Here is a 16,672-nt window from a genome sequence, read left to right as displayed (position 1 = left end):
GAAAAACAGTATTTCATGAAGCTCGGGGCTGTCTAGGAAACCCGGGGCGATTCAGGATGAACGCGGCTGTGGTGCAGAAAGCCGCTGCGAACCCGACGAGTTCGTCCATCCGAGAGACCTCCAGATGTAGTTAAGGGTTGCTATTGCGTTGGTATAGCGCAATACGTTCGGCAAAGCGCCCTCGTCCGCGGCGTTTTTCCCAGATTTTGTCCCATCCGGGTAAAAGCTCTGATAGTACACGATCGCCGCTGGCGTGCATCAATCCCAATGCACAGGCTTTCCTGTCGGATGAGGAGGTCGCGGGTTTGAGCTTCAGACCGATGAAGTAATAAAGCGCAGCTCGCTGGCTGTCACCCACGCCGAGATTTTCGACACATGTTGCCTGCTGCTGGGTCAGGACACGCTGCAGATCCAGGGCTGTAGCCTGGTAATTCTTGTCGTAGTCGAACCAGTTCAGCCACAACGTAGTGGCGAGGCCCCATATCAGGGTAACGCCAAGCGCCCAGTGCACTGCGCCACGCAACTGGAAGAAGGGCAGGCGCAGGATAGCGATCAGCCAGCCGATGGAGAGCACGAGCGCCAGCGTCAGTTGCTGCCAGGACCATTGTGGATCGAAACCTGGAACCAGGCGCAGTACATTACGTGACAGTGGTACGGGCCAACCGAAGTGCATTGCTGTCCAAGCGAGCCAGAGACCAATGCCCAGCAGCGTGAAGGTGCTTACGCCGAACCAGTCAAATGCGTTGGCGGCCCCCCGGCGCAACTGGCACAACTCACCCGCTGCGAGCAGGATCAAAGGCGGAAGCAGTGGCAGCATATTTGCCGGACGCATGCTGCCAGTACTCAAAGCGAGCAAGAGCGCCAATACAGCGGCGGCCAATGGCAGTGCATAGAGAAATTCATGCAAGCGTTGACGGCGACGCCACAGCAGCCAGCCGGCAACCGGCCATAACGGCCAGGTAAACCAACCTACCAGATTGGCAAAATCGTTGACCCGTTGCAGATGCCCAGTGTGTGGGGCCGAGCCATACAGCTCTCGCGACCACCAGTTGCCCAGATAGTCCGGTGCAAAAATGGCAAGCAGGAACGGCCAGAGCGAAAGCAGAGCAAGAAATGGCAATACCAGACGCAACATCCCCCGGCGGTCTAGGCAGAGCCATGCGGCCAGCCACAACGGCAGGCTGAGGAACAACCCGGGCAGGCCACCGGAAAGTACGCTACCCGCACTGGCCAGGGATGTGATCCAGGCGCCGCGGGACGGCGTTTCCCGCATGACCACAAGACCATACAGAGTGCTCGAGAAGCAGGCGCTCAACAGAAGTAGCGGCTGCATTTCATGCGCATGAATCAGCAGTCCCAACGAGCCCAAGGCAAGCATGGCAGCTGCCGAGGCAGATTCACGACCGTAGAGGGATCGCGCCGTGAAACGCAGGGTGACTATCAGCAGTGCAAGCACCGGTACGTTGATCAGCCGGATTGCATCGTGCAGCGGCAACAGCCAGCCGAACAACAACCCGCTGAGCGCGCCAAGCCAGTATGTCAGTGGTGGCCAGTCATAGAAGGGCTGGCCTGCGAGTGAGGGCGTCAGCCATTGGCCGTCCTGCAGCATGCCATAGGCGATGCCTATGTGCAGCGCGTCGTCTCCGCGCCAGGGTGCGTGCCCGATATTGCCGGGCAGGGCATAGGCAATGAACAGCAGGATGAGCGCCCAGTTCGGGACGTGGATGGCAGGTTTGCTGCTCGGGAATTCTGCTGAGTACATGAGGGCCGAGGCTGTGAGCGGTGTGCGGATTTTAGGGCCAAGTGTCCGAGGATGAAATGAAAAAGGCAGCCATCTGGCTGCCTTTTCATCAAGCTTACAAAGCCCTGATCAACGCTTGGTGCCGTACTTTTGGCGGAAGCGCTCAACGCGACCGGCGGTATCGACGATCTTCTGCTTGCCGGTCCAGAACGGGTGGCATTCGGAGCAGACTTCAACGTGATAGGAGGGCTTGCCCAGTGCGGAGCGGGTGACGAAATTGTTGCCGCAGGAGCAGGTTACTTGCACGTCGGCGTAATTCGGATGGCCTTCGGTTTTCATGATGGTTTCCTTGTTGCGTGGGCGGCGGTTGTGACCGCCCGGATATGAAAGCGCGCGATTATGGCAGCTATCGCTTGTCAGGACAAGCGCTCAGCGCCGCATAGCATCGAAGAATTCTGCGTTGCTCTTAGTCTGACGGATCTTGTCGAGCAGGAAATCCATCGCGTCGAGATCGTCCATGCCGTAAAGCAGTTTGCGCAATACCCAGATCTTCTGCAGTACGGCGGGTTCGATAAGCAGCTCCTCACGGCGCGTGCCCGAACGATTGACGTTGATCGCGGGGTAGATGCGTTTTTCGGCCATACGGCGATCCAGATGGACCTCCATGTTGCCGGTACCCTTGAACTCTTCGTAGATGACTTCATCCATGCGGCTGCCGGTATCGATCAGCGCTGTGGCGATGATGGTCAGCGAGCCGCCTTCCTCGACGTTGCGCGCGGCGCCGAAGAAGCGCTTGGGCTTTTGCAGTGCGTTGGCATCCACGCCACCGGTGAGAACCTTGCCAGATGCAGGCACCACGGTGTTATAGGCGCGGGCAAGACGAGTCAGCGAGTCGAGCAGGATGATCACGTCACGCTTGTGTTCGACAAGCCGCTTGGCCTTCTCGATGACCATTTCGGCCACCTGCACATGGCGTGTGGCAGGTTCGTCGAAGGTGGAGGCCACGACCTCACCCTTGACGGAGCGCTGCATTTCCGTGACTTCTTCCGGGCGCTCATCAATCAGAAGCACCAGCAGCACGGCTTCTGGGTGGTTGGCTGTGATGGCGTGTGCGATGTGCTGCAGCATCACCGTCTTGCCGGATTTCGGCGGTGCCACCAGCAGGCCACGCTGCCCCTTGCCGATGGGCGCGATCATGTCGATTACGCGGCTGGTGATGTTCTCTTCGCCCCGCATTTCACGCTCAAGCTTGAAAACCTTGTTCGGATGCAGAGGCGTGAGGTTTTCGAACAGGATCTTGTGCTTGGCATTCTCAGGCGGTTCGCCGTTGATCTTGTCGAGCTTTACCAGCGCGAAATAACGTTCGCCATCCTTCGGGGTGCGGATTTCGCCTTCGATGGTGTCGCCGGTATGCAGATTAAAACGGCGGATCTGGGAAGGGGAAACATAGATGTCATCCGTGCCGGCCAGATAGGAAATATCGGGAGAGCGCAGGAAACCGAAACCATCGGGCAGGATCTCAAGGGCCCCGTCGCCGAATATTGGTTCGCCCTTTTTGGCACGGTTCTTCAGCAGAGCGAAGACGAGTTCCTGTTTGCGCAGGCGGTTGGCTCCCTCGATGTCATTGGCTTGCGCCATTTCGAGGAGCTGGCTGACGTGAAGAGCCTTGAGCTCTGACAGATGCATGGGCTGAACCCTGAATGGAAAGGAATATCGGGAAGAGTGCGTGTGTGATCTAAATGGCGATATTCGCCAGACGCGTTCCGCGTGTCACGGGGATGCCGTGCAATGGAGCAACAGGCGTGACAGCAAGTGGGAGTTTGAAGCAGCGCTTTGGAGCCGCGCGCAGGCAGCATTCACGGATGGAGTTGCCTGTTCTGATGGGCCGGGACTGTAGCGATTCCGTCCCGGCCTGTCAAACAGGAAGTGAATCAGATGCGGGCGTCGATGAACGCTGCGAGATGGCTCTTCGGACGAGCGCCGACTTCGGTGCCTTCGACGTTGCCGTTCTTGAACAGCATCAGCGTCGGGATGCTGCGGATACCGAAGCTGGCGGGAACGGTGCGGTTGTCATCCACGTTCACTTTGCCGATCACAAGGCGGCCAGCGTATTCGCCGGCCAGTTCTTCGAGAATGGGGGCGATGTGCTTGCACGGACCACACCATTCGGCCCAAAAGTCCACGAGTACGGGCAGCTCGGACTTCAACACGGCTTCTTCGAAATTGGCATCGGTGATGGTCAGGATCTTGTCGCTCATTGGGGGCCTCACAAATGAAAATGCCTGAATGCATCAGGCTGGTGCGACCATGCTATCCAAAACACCGCGAACAGGAAAGCGAGCCCACTGCTATCGACGCCATAGCAACCGCAGGCCAAACCGTCAGACTTGGTTCGTCGGTCTGCCAGGGATAAGCTTGCTAAATGATCGGTTGCTATGTCGCCGAAGGGAGAAAACGATGGTCAGGGTAATGCTCGGTGTAATTCTGGCGGCACTGATTTCGCCAATGGTTTCCCATGCGCAGGAAATGCCCGCACGTAAGCCTGGCTTGTGGGAGATGCAGATGAGCAGCTCCATGGCGGAGGGGCATGCAGTCTTGCGCCAGTGCATCGATGAAAGAACGGATTCCGAACTGCAGAAAAAAGCCATGCAGGGCGATCTGGGCGGTGACAATTGCAAGGTGGACGGCCGGCGTGTGGACTCCACGCACTGGGAATTCCAGGCGCGCTGCCAGCGCCAAGGCATCAGTATCGTCAGCCAGACCCAGATCGCTGGGGATCTCCAGTCCGCCTACCAGATGGATAGCGTTACGCGCCTACAGCCGCCGCTGATGCCGGGCATGGCGGAGGTCAAGAGTCAGATCCACATGCGCTATCTGGGGCAGTGCCCGGCGGACATAAAGCCGGGAGATACCTTCATGAACGGTCGCAGAATCAACTGAGAGTCAGGCCTGCTCAGGTTTCAGCTTGCCAATCCAGTCGCCTTCCAGCGGACGGTGTTGCCGCATCTGGGCCAGTAACGTCGCTGGATCGTCCGCGATCTTAAGCAGATCGAGGTGTGCCTGTTTGACGAACCCCTGTGCGACCAGATGCCGCAGAAACGCCAGCAGTGGATCGAAAAATCCTTTTACGTTGAGCAGGCCAATAGGCTTTGCATGGATGTGCAGTTGGGCCCAGGTCATGATTTCGAACAGTTCATCGAGCGTGCCGATGCCCCCCGGCAATGCTACGAATCCACCTGCCCGCTCCGCCATTGCTGCCTTACGGGCATGCATGGATTCGACCACCAGCAGTTCGGTTGCAAATGGATGGGCCAGTTCGCGCTCGACCATGAAACCTGGAATCACCCCGAAGCTGCGGCCGTGGCCCGCATGCACAGCATCGGCCACCACGCCCATCAGCCCGACGTGCCCACCCCCCCAGACCAGCCCCAGATCTTCCCGCGCCAGAGTTTCTCCGAATGCACGGGCTGCTTCGCGATAGGCCGGGTCGGTGCCAGCGGTGGCACCACAGAAGACACAGATGGATTTCATAGCGGATAGGCAGTAGAAAGGGGAACAAGCTTAGTCAAGGCTGCTTTCCCCGACAACCCATCCCGCAATGCGGGTTGTCGTGACCTGGGTTTTTCAAGCCAGAGGGCTATCATGGCGGAGAGCGTCGCTTTTTCTGGAGTCCGCCATGAGTTCCACCTCTGCCGTGTCCAATGCTTCGGCACAGAGTCAGGTTCAGCTTGAAGTACTGCGTCGTGCCACCGAAGTGCAATCCGATCAGGCTTTGCAGTTGCTTCAGGCGCAGGCCGAGGCCGTGGTTCAGGCACAACAGGAGCAGGCTCCCCAGCCCGTCACACCGGGTCAGCCAGGCGGTGTGATCAACACCTTCGCGTGATCCTAGTCGCTATCTGTCTTGCGGAAAAAACGCAGCAGACGCATCGGCAGCCAGTCCAGATGGCCGGGAAACGTGCCGGTGACAAAGCCAACGTGGCCGCCTTCGTCCGGGATCTCCAGCCGGACATATCCAGAGACCTGATCCTGCGCGGGTAGCGCATGGGGCGGCAGGAACGGATCGTTGCGCGCATTCAGCACCAGCGTGGGCAAGCGGATGGAGCTCAGCAATGGCTTGGCTGAAGCACGGCGCCAATAGTCTTCCGCACTTCTGAAGCCATGTAACGGCGCGGTGTAAGCCTCGTCGAAATCTTCCAACGTACGTGCCTGGCTCACCTTCAGCGCATCGAATCTGCCTGGGAAAGAGCGTGCTTTTTGTGCCGCCATACGCCGCATGCTGCTCAGAAAATGTCGTGTGTAGATCTGGTTGAAGCCCTGTGCCAAATGGTGGCCGGCGGCGAAAAGGTCCAGTGGTGCAGAGACTGCGGCAGCTCCGCTGAGCAGGTTTTTTGCGGATTCGCGTCGGCTGCCGAGCCAGCACAGCAGGGCATTGGCTCCGAGCGAGAAGCCGACCGCATAGCGCGGGATGCCGCTGTATTTGCGCGCGAAGCGGCGCAGGATCCAGTCGATCTCGTCCGCATCGCCTGAGTGGTAGGCGCGTGGCAGCCGGTTGGGATGCCCCGAGCAGCCGCGAAAATGTACCACCACGCCGTTCCATTCTTCATCTTCCAGCAGACGCATCAGGGCACGCGCGTAATGGCTGCGGCTTGAACCTTCCAGTCCATGAAAAAGCACCACCAGTGGTTTGCCTTCACGGTGGGGCAGAAAGTCCAGGTCGATGAAGTCTTCGTCCGGCGTCTTCCAGCGCTTGCGGGTGAAGTGCGGCAGCGGCCCCTTGATGAGCAGGGGCCAGATCGTCTGGGCGTGGGCACCCTTGAGCCAGGTGGGAGCAGCGTACTTCATGCGATGTCGTTGCGACGCGAACGCAGGGAGCTTAATGGACGACGTGCGGCGTATCTTGCAGCAGCAGACCGTTGGTGTCCGGCGCGGGAGAAGTGTGATGAGTGAGCAACTGCCAGCCGTGCGCGCCACGAACGAAGACGTTGGTGGTGATCAAAGGAGGTGCGATGTTGTCATCGTCTTCCACGGTGATGTGCTGCAGCACGCAGTGCACGGCCATCAGCATCGAATGCGTCTTTACCGGGTGGCTGAGCTGGATGCGGAACTTCATTCCAGTGGCAAACAGTTGCTTCCAGGACTCACGGATCGCCGCCAGGCCCGTGAAGCGCGAGCCGCCGGGATGAACGCAGACGGTCTCGTCGTCTTCACTCCAGACGGCCATCAGTGCCTCCAGATCGCTGCGACCGAAGGCATCGTAGAAGGCCTGCTCTGCATCTTCTGGCGTGGGGAATATGGGTTTGTTCATGCGCCCGGGCAACTTGACGGAGGGCGCAATGCTACACCTTCAAGGCAACGAACAGGCCTTCCATTCTGGCCGCCGGCTGTGTGCCGGAGAGCACCTCGGCCGTCAGTTGCAGGCGGGCGCGCCCCCTGTTTTCAAGCATTGCGAGAAAGGCCGCCCAGTCTGTTCCAGCTGGAAAACGTGCGCGGGTCAGCAGCGGTCCGATGATGGGGGCACTGAAATGCATCTCCTGGTGCTGGATGACCAGATGTGGCAGCGGCTCCATCCCATCCAGGCGTATGCGCAGCAGGCTCCAGCCCGCCAGTGTGGCCAAAGTGGCGATACTGCCGCCGAAGGCCGTGCCGCGATGATTCACGTTGGGTTCCAGAGGCGCCTGCAATTCGACCATATCTGCGCTGGCATGCTGCACCATCACCTGCATTGCGGCGGACAGCGGAATGTGTGTGTGCAGATATTGCTGGAGTTCAGCGGCCGTCATCGTGGAGGATGCTTGCAGCGATCCGTTCCGGCGTAATGCCACGCAGGCAGTCCAGATGGCCCAGTGGGCACTCGCGCTTGAAACAGGGGCTGCAGGAAAGCGCCAGCGAGATCACTTGAGCCTTGTCGGATAGCGGCGGGGTATAGCCGGGACTGGAAGAGCCGAACAGGGCTGTCAGCGGGGTACCCAGCGCGGCCGCCACGTGCATCAGGCCGGAATCGTTGGTGACCACGTGCCGCGCCATGGCGAGCAGATGGATCGCCTGTGACAGATTCGTGATGCCGCACAGATTGCGTGTCGCACCCTCGGCCAGTCTGGCGATTTCCTCTCCTACTGCGGCGTCCTTCTTGGAGCCCAGCAGCCAGACCGGAATACCCAGTGCTCCCAGGGAACGTGCCAGTGCAGCGAAGTGAGTTTCTGGCCAGCGTTTGGCCGGACCGAACTCAGCGCCCGGGCAGAAGATTACGGGCAGAGGGGCCGCATTCAGCCCGAGCCCATCCAGCGTGCTGGCGATCTGTGTCGCGCCTGCCTGCAGGGCTGGCAGGGGGTAGGGGCGGGGCAGAGCGTTGCCTGGTGCTTCGGCGAGGATTGCGTAGCGTTCCACCTGCAGCGGCGTGGCCTGTTTATCCAGCGTATGGCGGACATTGATGAGGCCGTAGCGGGTCTCGCCGGTAAAGCCGACACGGTGTGGGATGCCGGCAAAGGCTGGAATCAAGGCGGACTTCAAGGAGTTGGGTAATACATAGGCCGCGTCATAGTTGCGTTGCCTCAACTGTCGCGCCAAGGCCCAGCGTTTCTTCAACCGCAGTTGGCCGTGAGCGAATGGGTTGTCCAGCACTTCGCCGTCTATCTCTGGCATGGCACGCAACACAGCAGCCACCCAAGGGGGCGCCAAAGCATCGATGACTGTGCTGGGGTACTTTTCGCGCAGGCGCATGAACAGGGTCTGCGCCGCTACCGTGTCGCCAATCCAGGAGGGGGCGACGATCAGCAAGCGCCCAAGGTTTGCAGGAATCGCAGCCACGGTGAATCAGTGTCCCTTAGGCCCCTCGCCACGCAGTACATACTGCGCACCGCAGTACGGACACTTCGCCTCTCCAGACTGTGCGACATCCAGGAATACGCGCGGATGGCGCGCCCATAGCGGCGCATCAGGCTGCGGACAATGCAGCGGCAGATCTTTGGCTTCGACGGCGATTGGTTGATTCTTGTCGGTGTTCTCTGCCATGGAACTCTCCTGATGGGGGCGTTGTGCGTTTCCAGTCTGGCTCAAGGTGCCAGGCTGTATTCAAAGGTGCTGACCACGCGCAAGCGTTTGTTGAGTGTGCGGCCAGATTCCATCTCGCCGTCATCATCATCCAGCACCCGGATGACGCCTTGATTGGCATTCTTCAGCGTGCCCAATGCTGCACCTGCATCCGTGGCGAATTTTGTGGCTTGCTCACGTGCATTCTTCGTGGCCTGCTCAAGCAAGACGCTTTTGATTTCATTGAAACCACGCAGTTGATAGCGCGGACCGCCATTGCTCTCGTCACCGGATAGCTGGATTCCCGCCTGGATCAGCGGGTCGATTCTGGTTGCTGCCTGGGCGACTGCATCCACGCGTGCCGACTTCACCGTGATCTGCCCCTGGCCGTTGAAGCGAAGCGGCATGTTGCTGGAGCCCCATTCCCGAGCGTAGAGATCCTGAACCTGTAGTGGGCGGATTTCGATTTCTTTGTCGTTGAAGCCCTGCTCGTGCAGAAATGCGACGACACGGGTCCGATCCTCGCTGAGACTTTTCTGCACCGCGCCGAACTCGTTGCCTCCACGCCGGAAGGACACGGTCCAAGTGGCGTAATCGCTCTTTACATCCTTTTCTGCCAGCCCTTTGACCGTAATCGAGCGATCCGCCATGCGAAAACGTTCGATGCCCTGGCCGATCCACCAGCCGCCGAGTGCTACGCCAACCGAAATCAGCAGCGCAGAGACCGCGCCGATACGCAAATCGCTCATGAAAACCTCGTAACTGATATCCGCGGGATGTTGCTGGAATTGTCGATACGAAAGTCGCCGGGCTTGCTCTCAGAGAGCCTCATGTGCATCCTCCGAGGCGGAGGCGTGGCAGGCCTTGAGGCCTGCCACATTGTGGATCAGACGTAGTGCAGCCAGGAGTCGTGTTCGGGCAGCTTGCCGTTGACCAGGTCAAAGTAGCGGGCCTGGATGGCGGCGGTGATCGGCCCGCGCTTGCCTTCACCGATCTTGCGGTTGTCCACTTCGCGGATCGGCGTGACTTCGGCGGCGGTGCCGGTGAAGAAGAGTTCGTCGGCGATGTAGAGATCGTCGCGCGTGATGCGGCGCGAACGTACTTCATAGCCCAGTTCGTGTGCCAGCGTATGGATAGTGCTGCGAGTGATGCCGGTCAGCGCAGCGGCGATTTCCGGTTCCCAGATCACGCCATCCTTGATCACGAAAAGGTTTTCGCCGGAGCCTTCGGCCACGAAGCCCTGGGTGTCGAGCAGGATTGCCTCGTCGTAGCCATCCTGGGTGGCTTCCATGTTGGCAAGGATCGAGTTTGCGTAGGTGGCGGCAAGCTTGGCACGCGGCATGTTTACGTTCACATGCGAGCGCATGTAGGAAGAGACCTTCACGCGAATGCCTTTTTCCAGACCTTCGGCACCCAGGTAGGCGCCCCAGGGCCAGGCTGCGATGGCCACGTGCACGGCGGCACCACGCGGAGACACGCCCATCTTCTCCGAACCATAGAAGGCGATCGGACGCAGGTAGCAGGACTCGAGCTTGTTGGCGCGGACGACTTCCTTCTGGGCTTCGTTGATCGTTTCCTTGTCGTACGGCATCTTCATCTGATAGATGTGTGCCGAGGTGAACAGGCGATCAGTGTGCTCTTTGAGGCGGAAGATGGCCGTGCCACGCTCGGTCTTGTAGGCCCGCACGCCTTCAAACACGGAAAGGCCATAGTGCAGGGAATGAGTCAGGACGTGCGTGGTGGCTTCGCGCCAAGGCACCAGCTTGCCGTCCATCCAGATGAAACCGTCGCGATCAGCCATCGACATGAGAACAACTCCGCAGTAGGAAACTGTTTAGGGAAGCGTGGAATTCTAAACCAAACCGGAACGCTTGCCTTGGGGGCGGAGGGGATGAAAGCCCGGCTTGAGGCTACAATCAGCGTCTTTGGTCGGATCGGATTGCAGCATGTCCACCTGGAAACCGCACGTCACCGTGGCGGCCATCGTCGAGCACAGCGGGCAGTTCCTGATGGTCGAGGAACACACCGTGGATGGTGTGCGTCTCAACCAGCCTGCCGGTCACCTGGAAGAGCACGAATCCCTGGCTGACGCCTGCGTGCGCGAGACGCTGGAGGAAACTGCCCACCATGTGCGCGTGGATTCGCTGGTCGGCATTTATCAATGGACACGGCCAGATGGGGCGATCACCTATCTGCGCTTCGTTTTTGCCTGCCGGCTGTTGGGTGAGGAGCAGGGGCGGGCACTGGACGAAGGCATCATCCGGGCTGCCTGGCTCAACCCGGAGGAATTGCGAGCCGAGCCGCTCCGGCTGCGTAGCCCGATGGTGATGCAGTGTCTTGAGGACTATCTGGCCGGCCATCGTTTTCCGTTGGATCTGGTCCGGTCCTGGGTGTGACATGCGGCGGGCAATACGTGACAGTGGGTGATGGCCAGGTGGCGCATCACCTGTCACTCAAGAAGGAATAAAAATGGATGGACAAGGCATGAAGGTCGTCGTCGGCATGTCCGGCGGGGTGGATTCCGCGGTGGCGGCGCTGTTGCTGAAGCAGCAGGGCTATGCAGTGACTGGCCTTTTCATGAAGAACTGGGAAGATGACGACGATGGTGAATACTGCTCCACGAGGCAGGATCTCATCGACGTGGCTTCTGTGTGCGACGTGCTGGGCATCGACCTGGAAGTCGTGAATTTCAGCAAGGAATACAAGGATCGCGTGTTCGCCGATTTCCTGCGCGAATACGAGGCTGGCCGCACGCCGAATCCAGACATCCTGTGCAACAGCGAGATCAAGTTTCGCGCCTTCCTGGACCATGCGATGGATCTGGGCGCGGAGAAGATTGCCACCGGCCATTACGCTGGGGTGCGTGCCTTCGAAAACGACGGTCGCATCGAGTATCAATTGCTCAAGGCTGACGATGGCACCAAGGATCAGAGCTACTTCCTTTATCGCTTGAACCAGGCGCAGCTCTCCAAGGCGATATTTCCACTGAGCGACATCTACAAGCGCGAGGTACGCGAGATCGCCGAGCGTGCCGGGTTGCCGGTGGCTGCGAAGAAGGATTCGACCGGTATCTGTTTTATCGGGGAACGGCCGTTCCGGGAGTTCCTGATGCGTTATCTGCCCACCAAGCCAGGCGAGATCCGGTCACTGGACGACGAGCGTGTGCTCGGGGAACACCAGGGGCTGATGTATCACACCATCGGCCAGCGCAAGGGGCTCAACATCGGCGGCATCAAGGGAAACGACGTTGCTGGAGAGCACGAGGCCTGGTATGTGGCCGCCAAGGACATGAAGGCCAATGTGCTGTACGTAGTGCAGGGGCATGACCATCCGGCGCTGCTGCGGGGCGAGCTCGATGCCGAGGATCTGAACTGGATCGCAGGCCGCGCGCCGCGCACGAACTGGGTCTATACCGCCAAACCGCGCTACCGCACGCCGGATCAACCATGCAGCCTCGAGCTGCTGGAGGGAGATCATGTCCGTATCGGCTTTGCCGCGCCGCAATGGGCACTGACGCCGGGGCAATCCGTCGTGGTGTATGAAAGCCGCGTCTGCCTGGGCGGCGGCATCATCGTCTGAATCCCATGGCAGACCTGTTCAGTCGCGAGCCTGTACCGCCCCTGGCCGAAGCCCTGCGTCCGAAGACGCTGGACGAGGTCATCGGTCAGGCCCATCTGTTGGGGCCGGGCAAACCGCTACGCCTGGCTTTCGCATCCGGAAAGCCGCACTCGATGATCCTGTGGGGGCCGCCGGGGGTGGGCAAGACCACTTTGGCGCGCCTGACAGCAAAAGCCTTCAAGTGCGAGTTCATCGCACTCTCTGCCGTGTTTTCTGGCGTGAAGGATATTCGTGCAGCGATGGAAGAAGCCGAGCAGAATCTGGCACGAGACCAGCATACGATTCTCTTCGTCGACGAAATCCATCGTTTCAACAAGGCTCAGCAGGATGCGTTGCTGCCCTATGCCGAATCCGGTCTGGTGACCTTCATCGGAGCCACGACCGAAAACCCATCCTTCGAGGTCAATTCCGCGCTGCTTTCGCGCGCCCAGGTCTATGTGCTTCAGTCGCTCGGAGAAGACGACCTGCGCCAGCTGGTGCGGCGTGCGCTGGAAAAGCATTTGCCCTGGCTCGGGTTGCAGGAAAAGGCGCTGGACACCCTGGTGGGGTATGCCGATGGCGATGCGCGACGCCTGCTCAACCTGGTGGAGCAGACCGGCGCTGCAGCGCAGGCTGCCGGGATCAGCGAAGCGACGGCAGAGTTTGTGCAGGAGGCCCTGACACTTAACGCACGGCGTTTCGACAAGGGCGGCGACAATTTTTACGACCAGATCTCGGCGTTGCATAAATCTGTGCGCGGCTCGAATCCGGATGCTGCCCTGTATTGGTTGTGTCGCATGCTCGATGGTGGCGCCGATCCACGTTATCTCGCCCGGCGCATCGTCCGCATGGCCTGGGAAGACATCGGTCTTGCCGATCCGCGCGCCATGCAGATCGCCAACGATGCAGCCGCCACCTTCGAACGGCTGGGGTCACCGGAGGGCGAGCTGGCATTGGGGCAGGCAGTGATCTACCTGGCCATCACGGCGAAAAGCAACGCTGGCTACAACGCCTACAACTCGGCGCGAAGCTTCGTGAAGCAGGACAAGAGCCGCGAGGTTCCTGTGCACCTGCGCAATGCGCCGACCAAGCTCATGAAAGAACTGGGCTACGGCAAGGCCTATCGCTATGCGCACGACGAGCCGCACGCTTACGCCGCCGGTGAAACCTACCTGCCCGAGGGTATCCCTGAGCCGCACTGGTACCAGCCAGTGCCGCGCGGTCTGGAAGTGAAGATCGCCGAGAAGATGGCCTTTCTGCGCCGCCTCGATGAAGAGGCGGACAAGGCTGACTGAATCCGGCAAGCTTCCCGGAACGCGGGATCCCACCATTCCGGGGCTTTCGCGGGCCGATCATGGTTTTCGACGAACCGATTGTCGTGTCGCAACCGTTTTTCAATGCAATGTTTGCGGATGGGTGGCCCGGAATTCGGCGTACACCTGCAGTACATGCTGGGCTTTCTCCAGCGCGCCATGGGTTATGGCGTCGGAAACCAGATCACTCAGGCAGGCGCACAGCACTTCCACCCCATCGTCCGTCTGCACCAGACCGCAGATCAATGGTCCGGCGATTTCTTCAGGGATGTGCTCGTGCTCGGCGAACAGGCTGACCGTGTCTTCGGTCAGGTCGCAATAATCAAGGCAGTCTCGCATGGCCAGCATCTCGGGCTCCTTGTCTGGTGAGTGGCGGCGGGAAGATCCGCGCCGGTTTCGGGGCTACTGCACTTTCCACGCTAGTTGATGAGATCGAGAAAGCCAGTTTTCTCCGCCTATGCGCAAGCCGATGTGCCATGGCACATTTCAATCGTTCGTCGCGGCCGAGCCTGGCGGGCGTGATCAGACTCAGCCTGATATCTCGGTGTTGCGTCGCAGCAGCGTCCGCCGGCTTTGTCTGCCTCGTGTAAACTGCGCGCTTCAAATTTTTACCCGTTCGTCCAACCACTATGCTCGACATCCAGCTTCTTCGCACTCAGCTTGAAACCGTGGCCCAGCGTCTGGCCAGCCGCAACTTCACTCTTGATGTGGCGGCTTTTCAGCGGCTGGAGGAGGAGCGCAAGCAGTTGCAGACCCGTACGCAGGATCTGCAATCGAGGCGGAATGCCTTGTCCAAGCAGATCGGTATGCTCAAGGGCAAGGGAGAGGATGCTTCTGCGGTGATGGCGGAGGTCGGCGGCCTGGGCGACGAACTGAAGGCTTGTGAGGCCAGGCTGGCTACGCTTCAGGGCGAGCTCAATGATTTCCTAGCGCGCATTCCGAATCTGCCGGATTCTTCCGTACCGGTCGGCAGGGACGAATCCGGCAATGTGGAAGTGCGTCGCTGGGGTACGCCGCGTGCGTTCGATTTCATGGTCAAGGACCACGCTGATGTGGGTGAACCTTTGGGCCTGGATTTCGATACCGCAGCCAAGCTTTCCGGCGCGCGTTTCTCCTTCCTCAAAGGGGGCATGGCCAGGCTGCACCGCGCCATTGCACAGTTGATGCTCGATACGCAGACCCAGGAGCATGGATATACCGAGTGCTACACGCCCTATATCGTGAATCCGGATGTACTTTTCGGCACGGGCCAGCTGCCCAAGTTTGCTGAGGACATGTTTCGTGTCGAGCGCGGCGGCGAGGATGGGCAGACGCAGTATCTGATCTCCACTTCGGAGATCTCGCTCACCAATACCGTAAAGGACACGATCCTCAAGGCGGAGGAGCTGCCGCTCAAGCTCACCGCGCATACGCCATGCTTCCGCTCCGAAGCCGGCAGCTACGGGCGTGACACCAAGGGCATGATCCGTCAGCACCAGTTCGACAAGGTCGAGATGGTGCGCATCACCAAGCCGGAAGACAGTCATGCCGCGCTGGAAGAAATGGTGACCAATGCCGAGGCTGTGCTGCAGAAGCTGGACCTGCCTTATCGTGTGGTGGCGCTCTGTACTGGAGACATGGGCTTCTCCGCTGCCAGGACCTACGACCTGGAAGTCTGGCTGCCGGCGCAGGGCACCTATCGCGAGATTTCTTCCGTCTCCAACTGCGAAGCCTTCCAGGCGCGCCGCATGCAGGCCCGCTTCAAGAACGAGGCGGGCAAGAACGAACTCGTGCATACGCTCAACGGTTCTGGTCTGGCAGTGGGGCGTACGCTGGTGGCGATCCTGGAGAACTATCAGCAGGCGGATGGATCTGTTGCCGTACCCGAAGCGCTGCGCCCCTACATGGGCGGGCTCGAAGTGCTGCGTCCCTGATAACCTGTTCATAGTCTTACTGCGAGTCCGTGATCGGGGTTCCTGCGCTGCTCTTTTCCACGGTTTGCTTTGCACAGCAAACCGGCTGCGGCAGCGCAGAGCAGCGCTCCGCTTTTTGCTGCCTAGGCCCCCGCTGATGGTCTCTCGCTAGGTTCTGAGAACCCTTGGCTGCGCACAACAGTTGTAAGCAGTTTCGTCTTGCCCAAAGGCCGGCAGTCGTGGGGTGAAGGTCCCGGACTCCGGCCAGGCCCATTCAAACCGGAGGTATGCACACGCTTGTCAGTCTTGCCGGACAGGAACGTTATTCGGTGTTCCGCGCGGTGGAAGTGCTCTCCAATCGCAAGGCGCTGTTGATCGTCGCCCTGGCAGCCATCATCGCCGGCCTGATTGCAGGTAGCGGGGCAGCCATGGGGCAGTGGGCACTGTTGCTGTTCGTGCTGCCTGCCGTGGTCGTGTTTGCCGTCGGTCTGTGTGGCGCAGGCGTCAGCTTGCTGGACCAGGCCCGTGGACGGGAGCAGCGGCCCCTGGTGGAGTATTTCAACGCTGGCCTGCAGACCTTACCGCGTCTGCTGGTGATCAGCCTGATGGTGGTGGCGCTTTATCTGGCGCTGTTCGTCATTGCTGCCGTTTACCTGCTGATCTGCAAGATTCCCTTTGTCGGGGCCATTCTGTTGACAGCCGGTGTACCGGTCCTGGTATTCCTGTTTTCCCTAGCGGCCTTGGCGGCAACCATCATGGCCAGCCTTGCGGCGCCCGCGGTATGGGATGGGCACGGCGTGTTGCTGGCCTTCAACGCCGCCTGGCGCATCGCGCGCAGCCATCCCTGGCAGGTATTGACGAAGCTGGTGCTGGGCTTGCTGCTGAGCGGACTGGTTTCGGCTTTCTTTCTGGGCTTCGTTGCGCTGGGCAGTATGAATCGCCCCCGGTTCACTAGACACTTCGAAGCCTTAAGCTGGCAACCAAGTGGAGGTGTCTATGAGTAGCAAGCGATACACGGAAGAGTTCAAGATTGAAGCGGTCAAGCAAGTGACCGATCGCGGACATAGCGTTGCGGACGTTGCCGGGCGACTGGATGTGAGCAT

21 protein-coding genes are annotated in these 16,672 nt (G+C 59.9%); 8 read left to right on the top strand and 13 right to left on the bottom strand.

Translation table 11 applies throughout. The annotated features are described in order from the left end of the window. Window positions 1–130 precede the first annotated feature (130 nt). The 4 genes from BGI27_RS15440 to trxA form a co-directional block, all read right to left on the bottom strand. Window positions 131–1,762 (bottom strand): ArnT family glycosyltransferase, encoded by a 1,632-nt coding sequence (locus BGI27_RS15440; protein ID WP_095525713.1) that lies wholly within the window; start codon window positions 1,760–1,762, stop codon window positions 131–133. Between the two features lie 108 nt (window positions 1,763–1,870). Further along, entirely contained in the window at window positions 1,871–2,080 is a 210-nt protein-coding gene (rpmE, locus tag BGI27_RS15435; RefSeq protein WP_095525712.1) for a 50S ribosomal protein L31, read from the bottom strand. Between the two features lie 90 nt (window positions 2,081–2,170). After that, window positions 2,171–3,427, bottom strand: coding sequence for a transcription termination factor Rho (gene rho / locus BGI27_RS15430; RefSeq protein ID WP_095525711.1), 1,257 nt, complete (start codon window positions 3,425–3,427; stop codon window positions 2,171–2,173). Window positions 3,428–3,672: 245 nt separating this feature from the next. After that, a complete protein-coding gene (gene trxA / locus BGI27_RS15425) occupies window positions 3,673–3,999 on the bottom strand; it encodes a thioredoxin (protein ID WP_095525710.1) in 327 nt (108 codons plus the stop codon). Between the two features lie 199 nt (window positions 4,000–4,198). Between trxA and BGI27_RS15420 the strand changes: the two genes are divergently transcribed. Beyond that, window positions 4,199–4,681, top strand: a complete 483-nt coding sequence (locus tag BGI27_RS15420) for a DUF3617 domain-containing protein (protein ID WP_170943073.1) — start codon at window positions 4,199–4,201, stop codon at window positions 4,679–4,681. A 3-nt stretch (window positions 4,682–4,684) separates the two neighbouring features. Here BGI27_RS15420 and BGI27_RS15415 read toward each other — a convergent pair whose 3' ends face one another. Further along, on the bottom strand, window positions 4,685–5,272 hold the full coding sequence (locus BGI27_RS15415; RefSeq protein ID WP_095525708.1) for an LOG family protein: 588 nt from the start codon (window positions 5,270–5,272) through the stop codon (window positions 4,685–4,687). Between the two features lie 145 nt (window positions 5,273–5,417). Here BGI27_RS15415 and BGI27_RS15410 point away from each other — a divergent pair, with 145 nt between their 5' ends. Beyond that, window positions 5,418–5,624: a hypothetical protein gene (locus tag BGI27_RS15410; protein WP_095525707.1), complete on the top strand. Its 207-nt coding sequence runs from the start codon at window positions 5,418–5,420 to the stop codon at window positions 5,622–5,624. A gap of 2 nt (window positions 5,625–5,626) precedes the next feature. Here BGI27_RS15410 and BGI27_RS15405 read toward each other — a convergent pair whose 3' ends face one another. From BGI27_RS15405 to BGI27_RS15375, 7 genes are all read right to left on the bottom strand, one after another. Continuing rightward, a complete protein-coding gene (locus tag BGI27_RS15405) occupies window positions 5,627–6,583 on the bottom strand; it encodes a hydrolase (protein WP_095525706.1) in 957 nt (318 codons plus the stop codon). 31 nt (window positions 6,584–6,614) lie between these two features. Then, window positions 6,615–7,046, bottom strand: coding sequence for a YybH family protein (locus BGI27_RS15400; RefSeq protein WP_095525705.1), 432 nt, complete (start codon window positions 7,044–7,046; stop codon window positions 6,615–6,617). Between the two features lie 31 nt (window positions 7,047–7,077). Next, on the bottom strand, window positions 7,078–7,521 hold the full coding sequence (locus BGI27_RS15395; RefSeq protein WP_095525704.1) for a YiiD C-terminal domain-containing protein: 444 nt from the start codon (window positions 7,519–7,521) through the stop codon (window positions 7,078–7,080). Beyond that, window positions 7,508–8,545, bottom strand: a complete 1,038-nt coding sequence (gene waaF / locus BGI27_RS15390) for a lipopolysaccharide heptosyltransferase II (RefSeq protein ID WP_223871843.1) — start codon at window positions 8,543–8,545, stop codon at window positions 7,508–7,510. Before waaF ends, BGI27_RS15395 begins: the two co-directional genes overlap by 14 nt. A 6-nt stretch (window positions 8,546–8,551) precedes the next feature. Beyond that, window positions 8,552–8,749 (bottom strand): zinc-finger domain-containing protein, encoded by a 198-nt coding sequence (locus BGI27_RS15385; protein WP_095525703.1) that lies wholly within the window; start codon window positions 8,747–8,749, stop codon window positions 8,552–8,554. A 41-nt stretch (window positions 8,750–8,790) separates the two neighbouring features. After that, window positions 8,791–9,516, bottom strand: a complete 726-nt coding sequence (locus BGI27_RS15380) for an SIMPL domain-containing protein (RefSeq protein WP_095525702.1) — start codon at window positions 9,514–9,516, stop codon at window positions 8,791–8,793. A gap of 137 nt (window positions 9,517–9,653) precedes the next feature. Continuing rightward, the gene (locus tag BGI27_RS15375; protein WP_095525701.1) at window positions 9,654–10,574 is read right to left on the bottom strand and encodes a branched-chain amino acid transaminase; all 921 of its coding nucleotides are present in this window, start codon (window positions 10,572–10,574) and stop codon (window positions 9,654–9,656) included. Between the two features lie 139 nt (window positions 10,575–10,713). Between BGI27_RS15375 and BGI27_RS15370 the strand changes: the two genes are divergently transcribed. The 3 genes from BGI27_RS15370 to BGI27_RS15360 all read left to right on the top strand — a co-directional run bounded on the left by BGI27_RS15370 (window position 10,714) and on the right by BGI27_RS15360 (window position 13,659). Beyond that, window positions 10,714–11,163, top strand: a complete 450-nt coding sequence (locus tag BGI27_RS15370; RefSeq protein ID WP_095525700.1) for an NUDIX hydrolase — start codon at window positions 10,714–10,716, stop codon at window positions 11,161–11,163. Window positions 11,164–11,251: 88 nt separating this feature from the next. Continuing rightward, the gene (mnmA, locus tag BGI27_RS15365) at window positions 11,252–12,346 is read left to right on the top strand and encodes a tRNA 2-thiouridine(34) synthase MnmA (RefSeq protein ID WP_095525714.1); all 1,095 of its coding nucleotides are present in this window, start codon (window positions 11,252–11,254) and stop codon (window positions 12,344–12,346) included. 5 nt (window positions 12,347–12,351) lie between these two features. Further along, window positions 12,352–13,659, top strand: coding sequence for a replication-associated recombination protein A (locus BGI27_RS15360; protein ID WP_095525699.1), 1,308 nt, complete (start codon window positions 12,352–12,354; stop codon window positions 13,657–13,659). 99 nt (window positions 13,660–13,758) lie between these two features. On the opposite strand, the gene BGI27_RS15355 is transcribed toward BGI27_RS15360, so the two are convergent. Beyond that, window positions 13,759–14,025: a hypothetical protein gene (locus BGI27_RS15355; protein WP_095525698.1), complete on the bottom strand. Its 267-nt coding sequence runs from the start codon at window positions 14,023–14,025 to the stop codon at window positions 13,759–13,761. 281 nt (window positions 14,026–14,306) lie between these two features. Between BGI27_RS15355 and serS the strand changes: the two genes are divergently transcribed. From serS to BGI27_RS15340, 3 genes are all read left to right on the top strand, one after another. Next, the gene (gene serS / locus BGI27_RS15350) at window positions 14,307–15,590 is read left to right on the top strand and encodes a serine--tRNA ligase (protein WP_095525697.1); all 1,284 of its coding nucleotides are present in this window, start codon (window positions 14,307–14,309) and stop codon (window positions 15,588–15,590) included. 266 nt (window positions 15,591–15,856) lie between these two features. Further along, the gene (locus BGI27_RS15345) at window positions 15,857–16,573 is read left to right on the top strand and encodes a hypothetical protein (RefSeq protein ID WP_095525696.1); all 717 of its coding nucleotides are present in this window, start codon (window positions 15,857–15,859) and stop codon (window positions 16,571–16,573) included. After that, window positions 16,566–16,672, top strand: a 107-nt coding sequence (locus BGI27_RS15340) for a transposase (protein ID WP_141239830.1), incomplete at its 3' end; no start/stop codon positions are given. The genes BGI27_RS15345 and BGI27_RS15340, both read left to right, overlap by 8 nt.

It is taken from the genome of Candidatus Dactylopiibacterium carminicum (assembly GCF_014736495.1).
GTDB classification, from domain to species: Bacteria; Pseudomonadota; Gammaproteobacteria; order Burkholderiales; family Rhodocyclaceae; genus Uliginosibacterium; species Uliginosibacterium carminicum.
The sequence above is the reverse complement of the archived record's forward strand: the minus strand, read 5'-3'. Positions and strand labels throughout refer to the sequence as shown.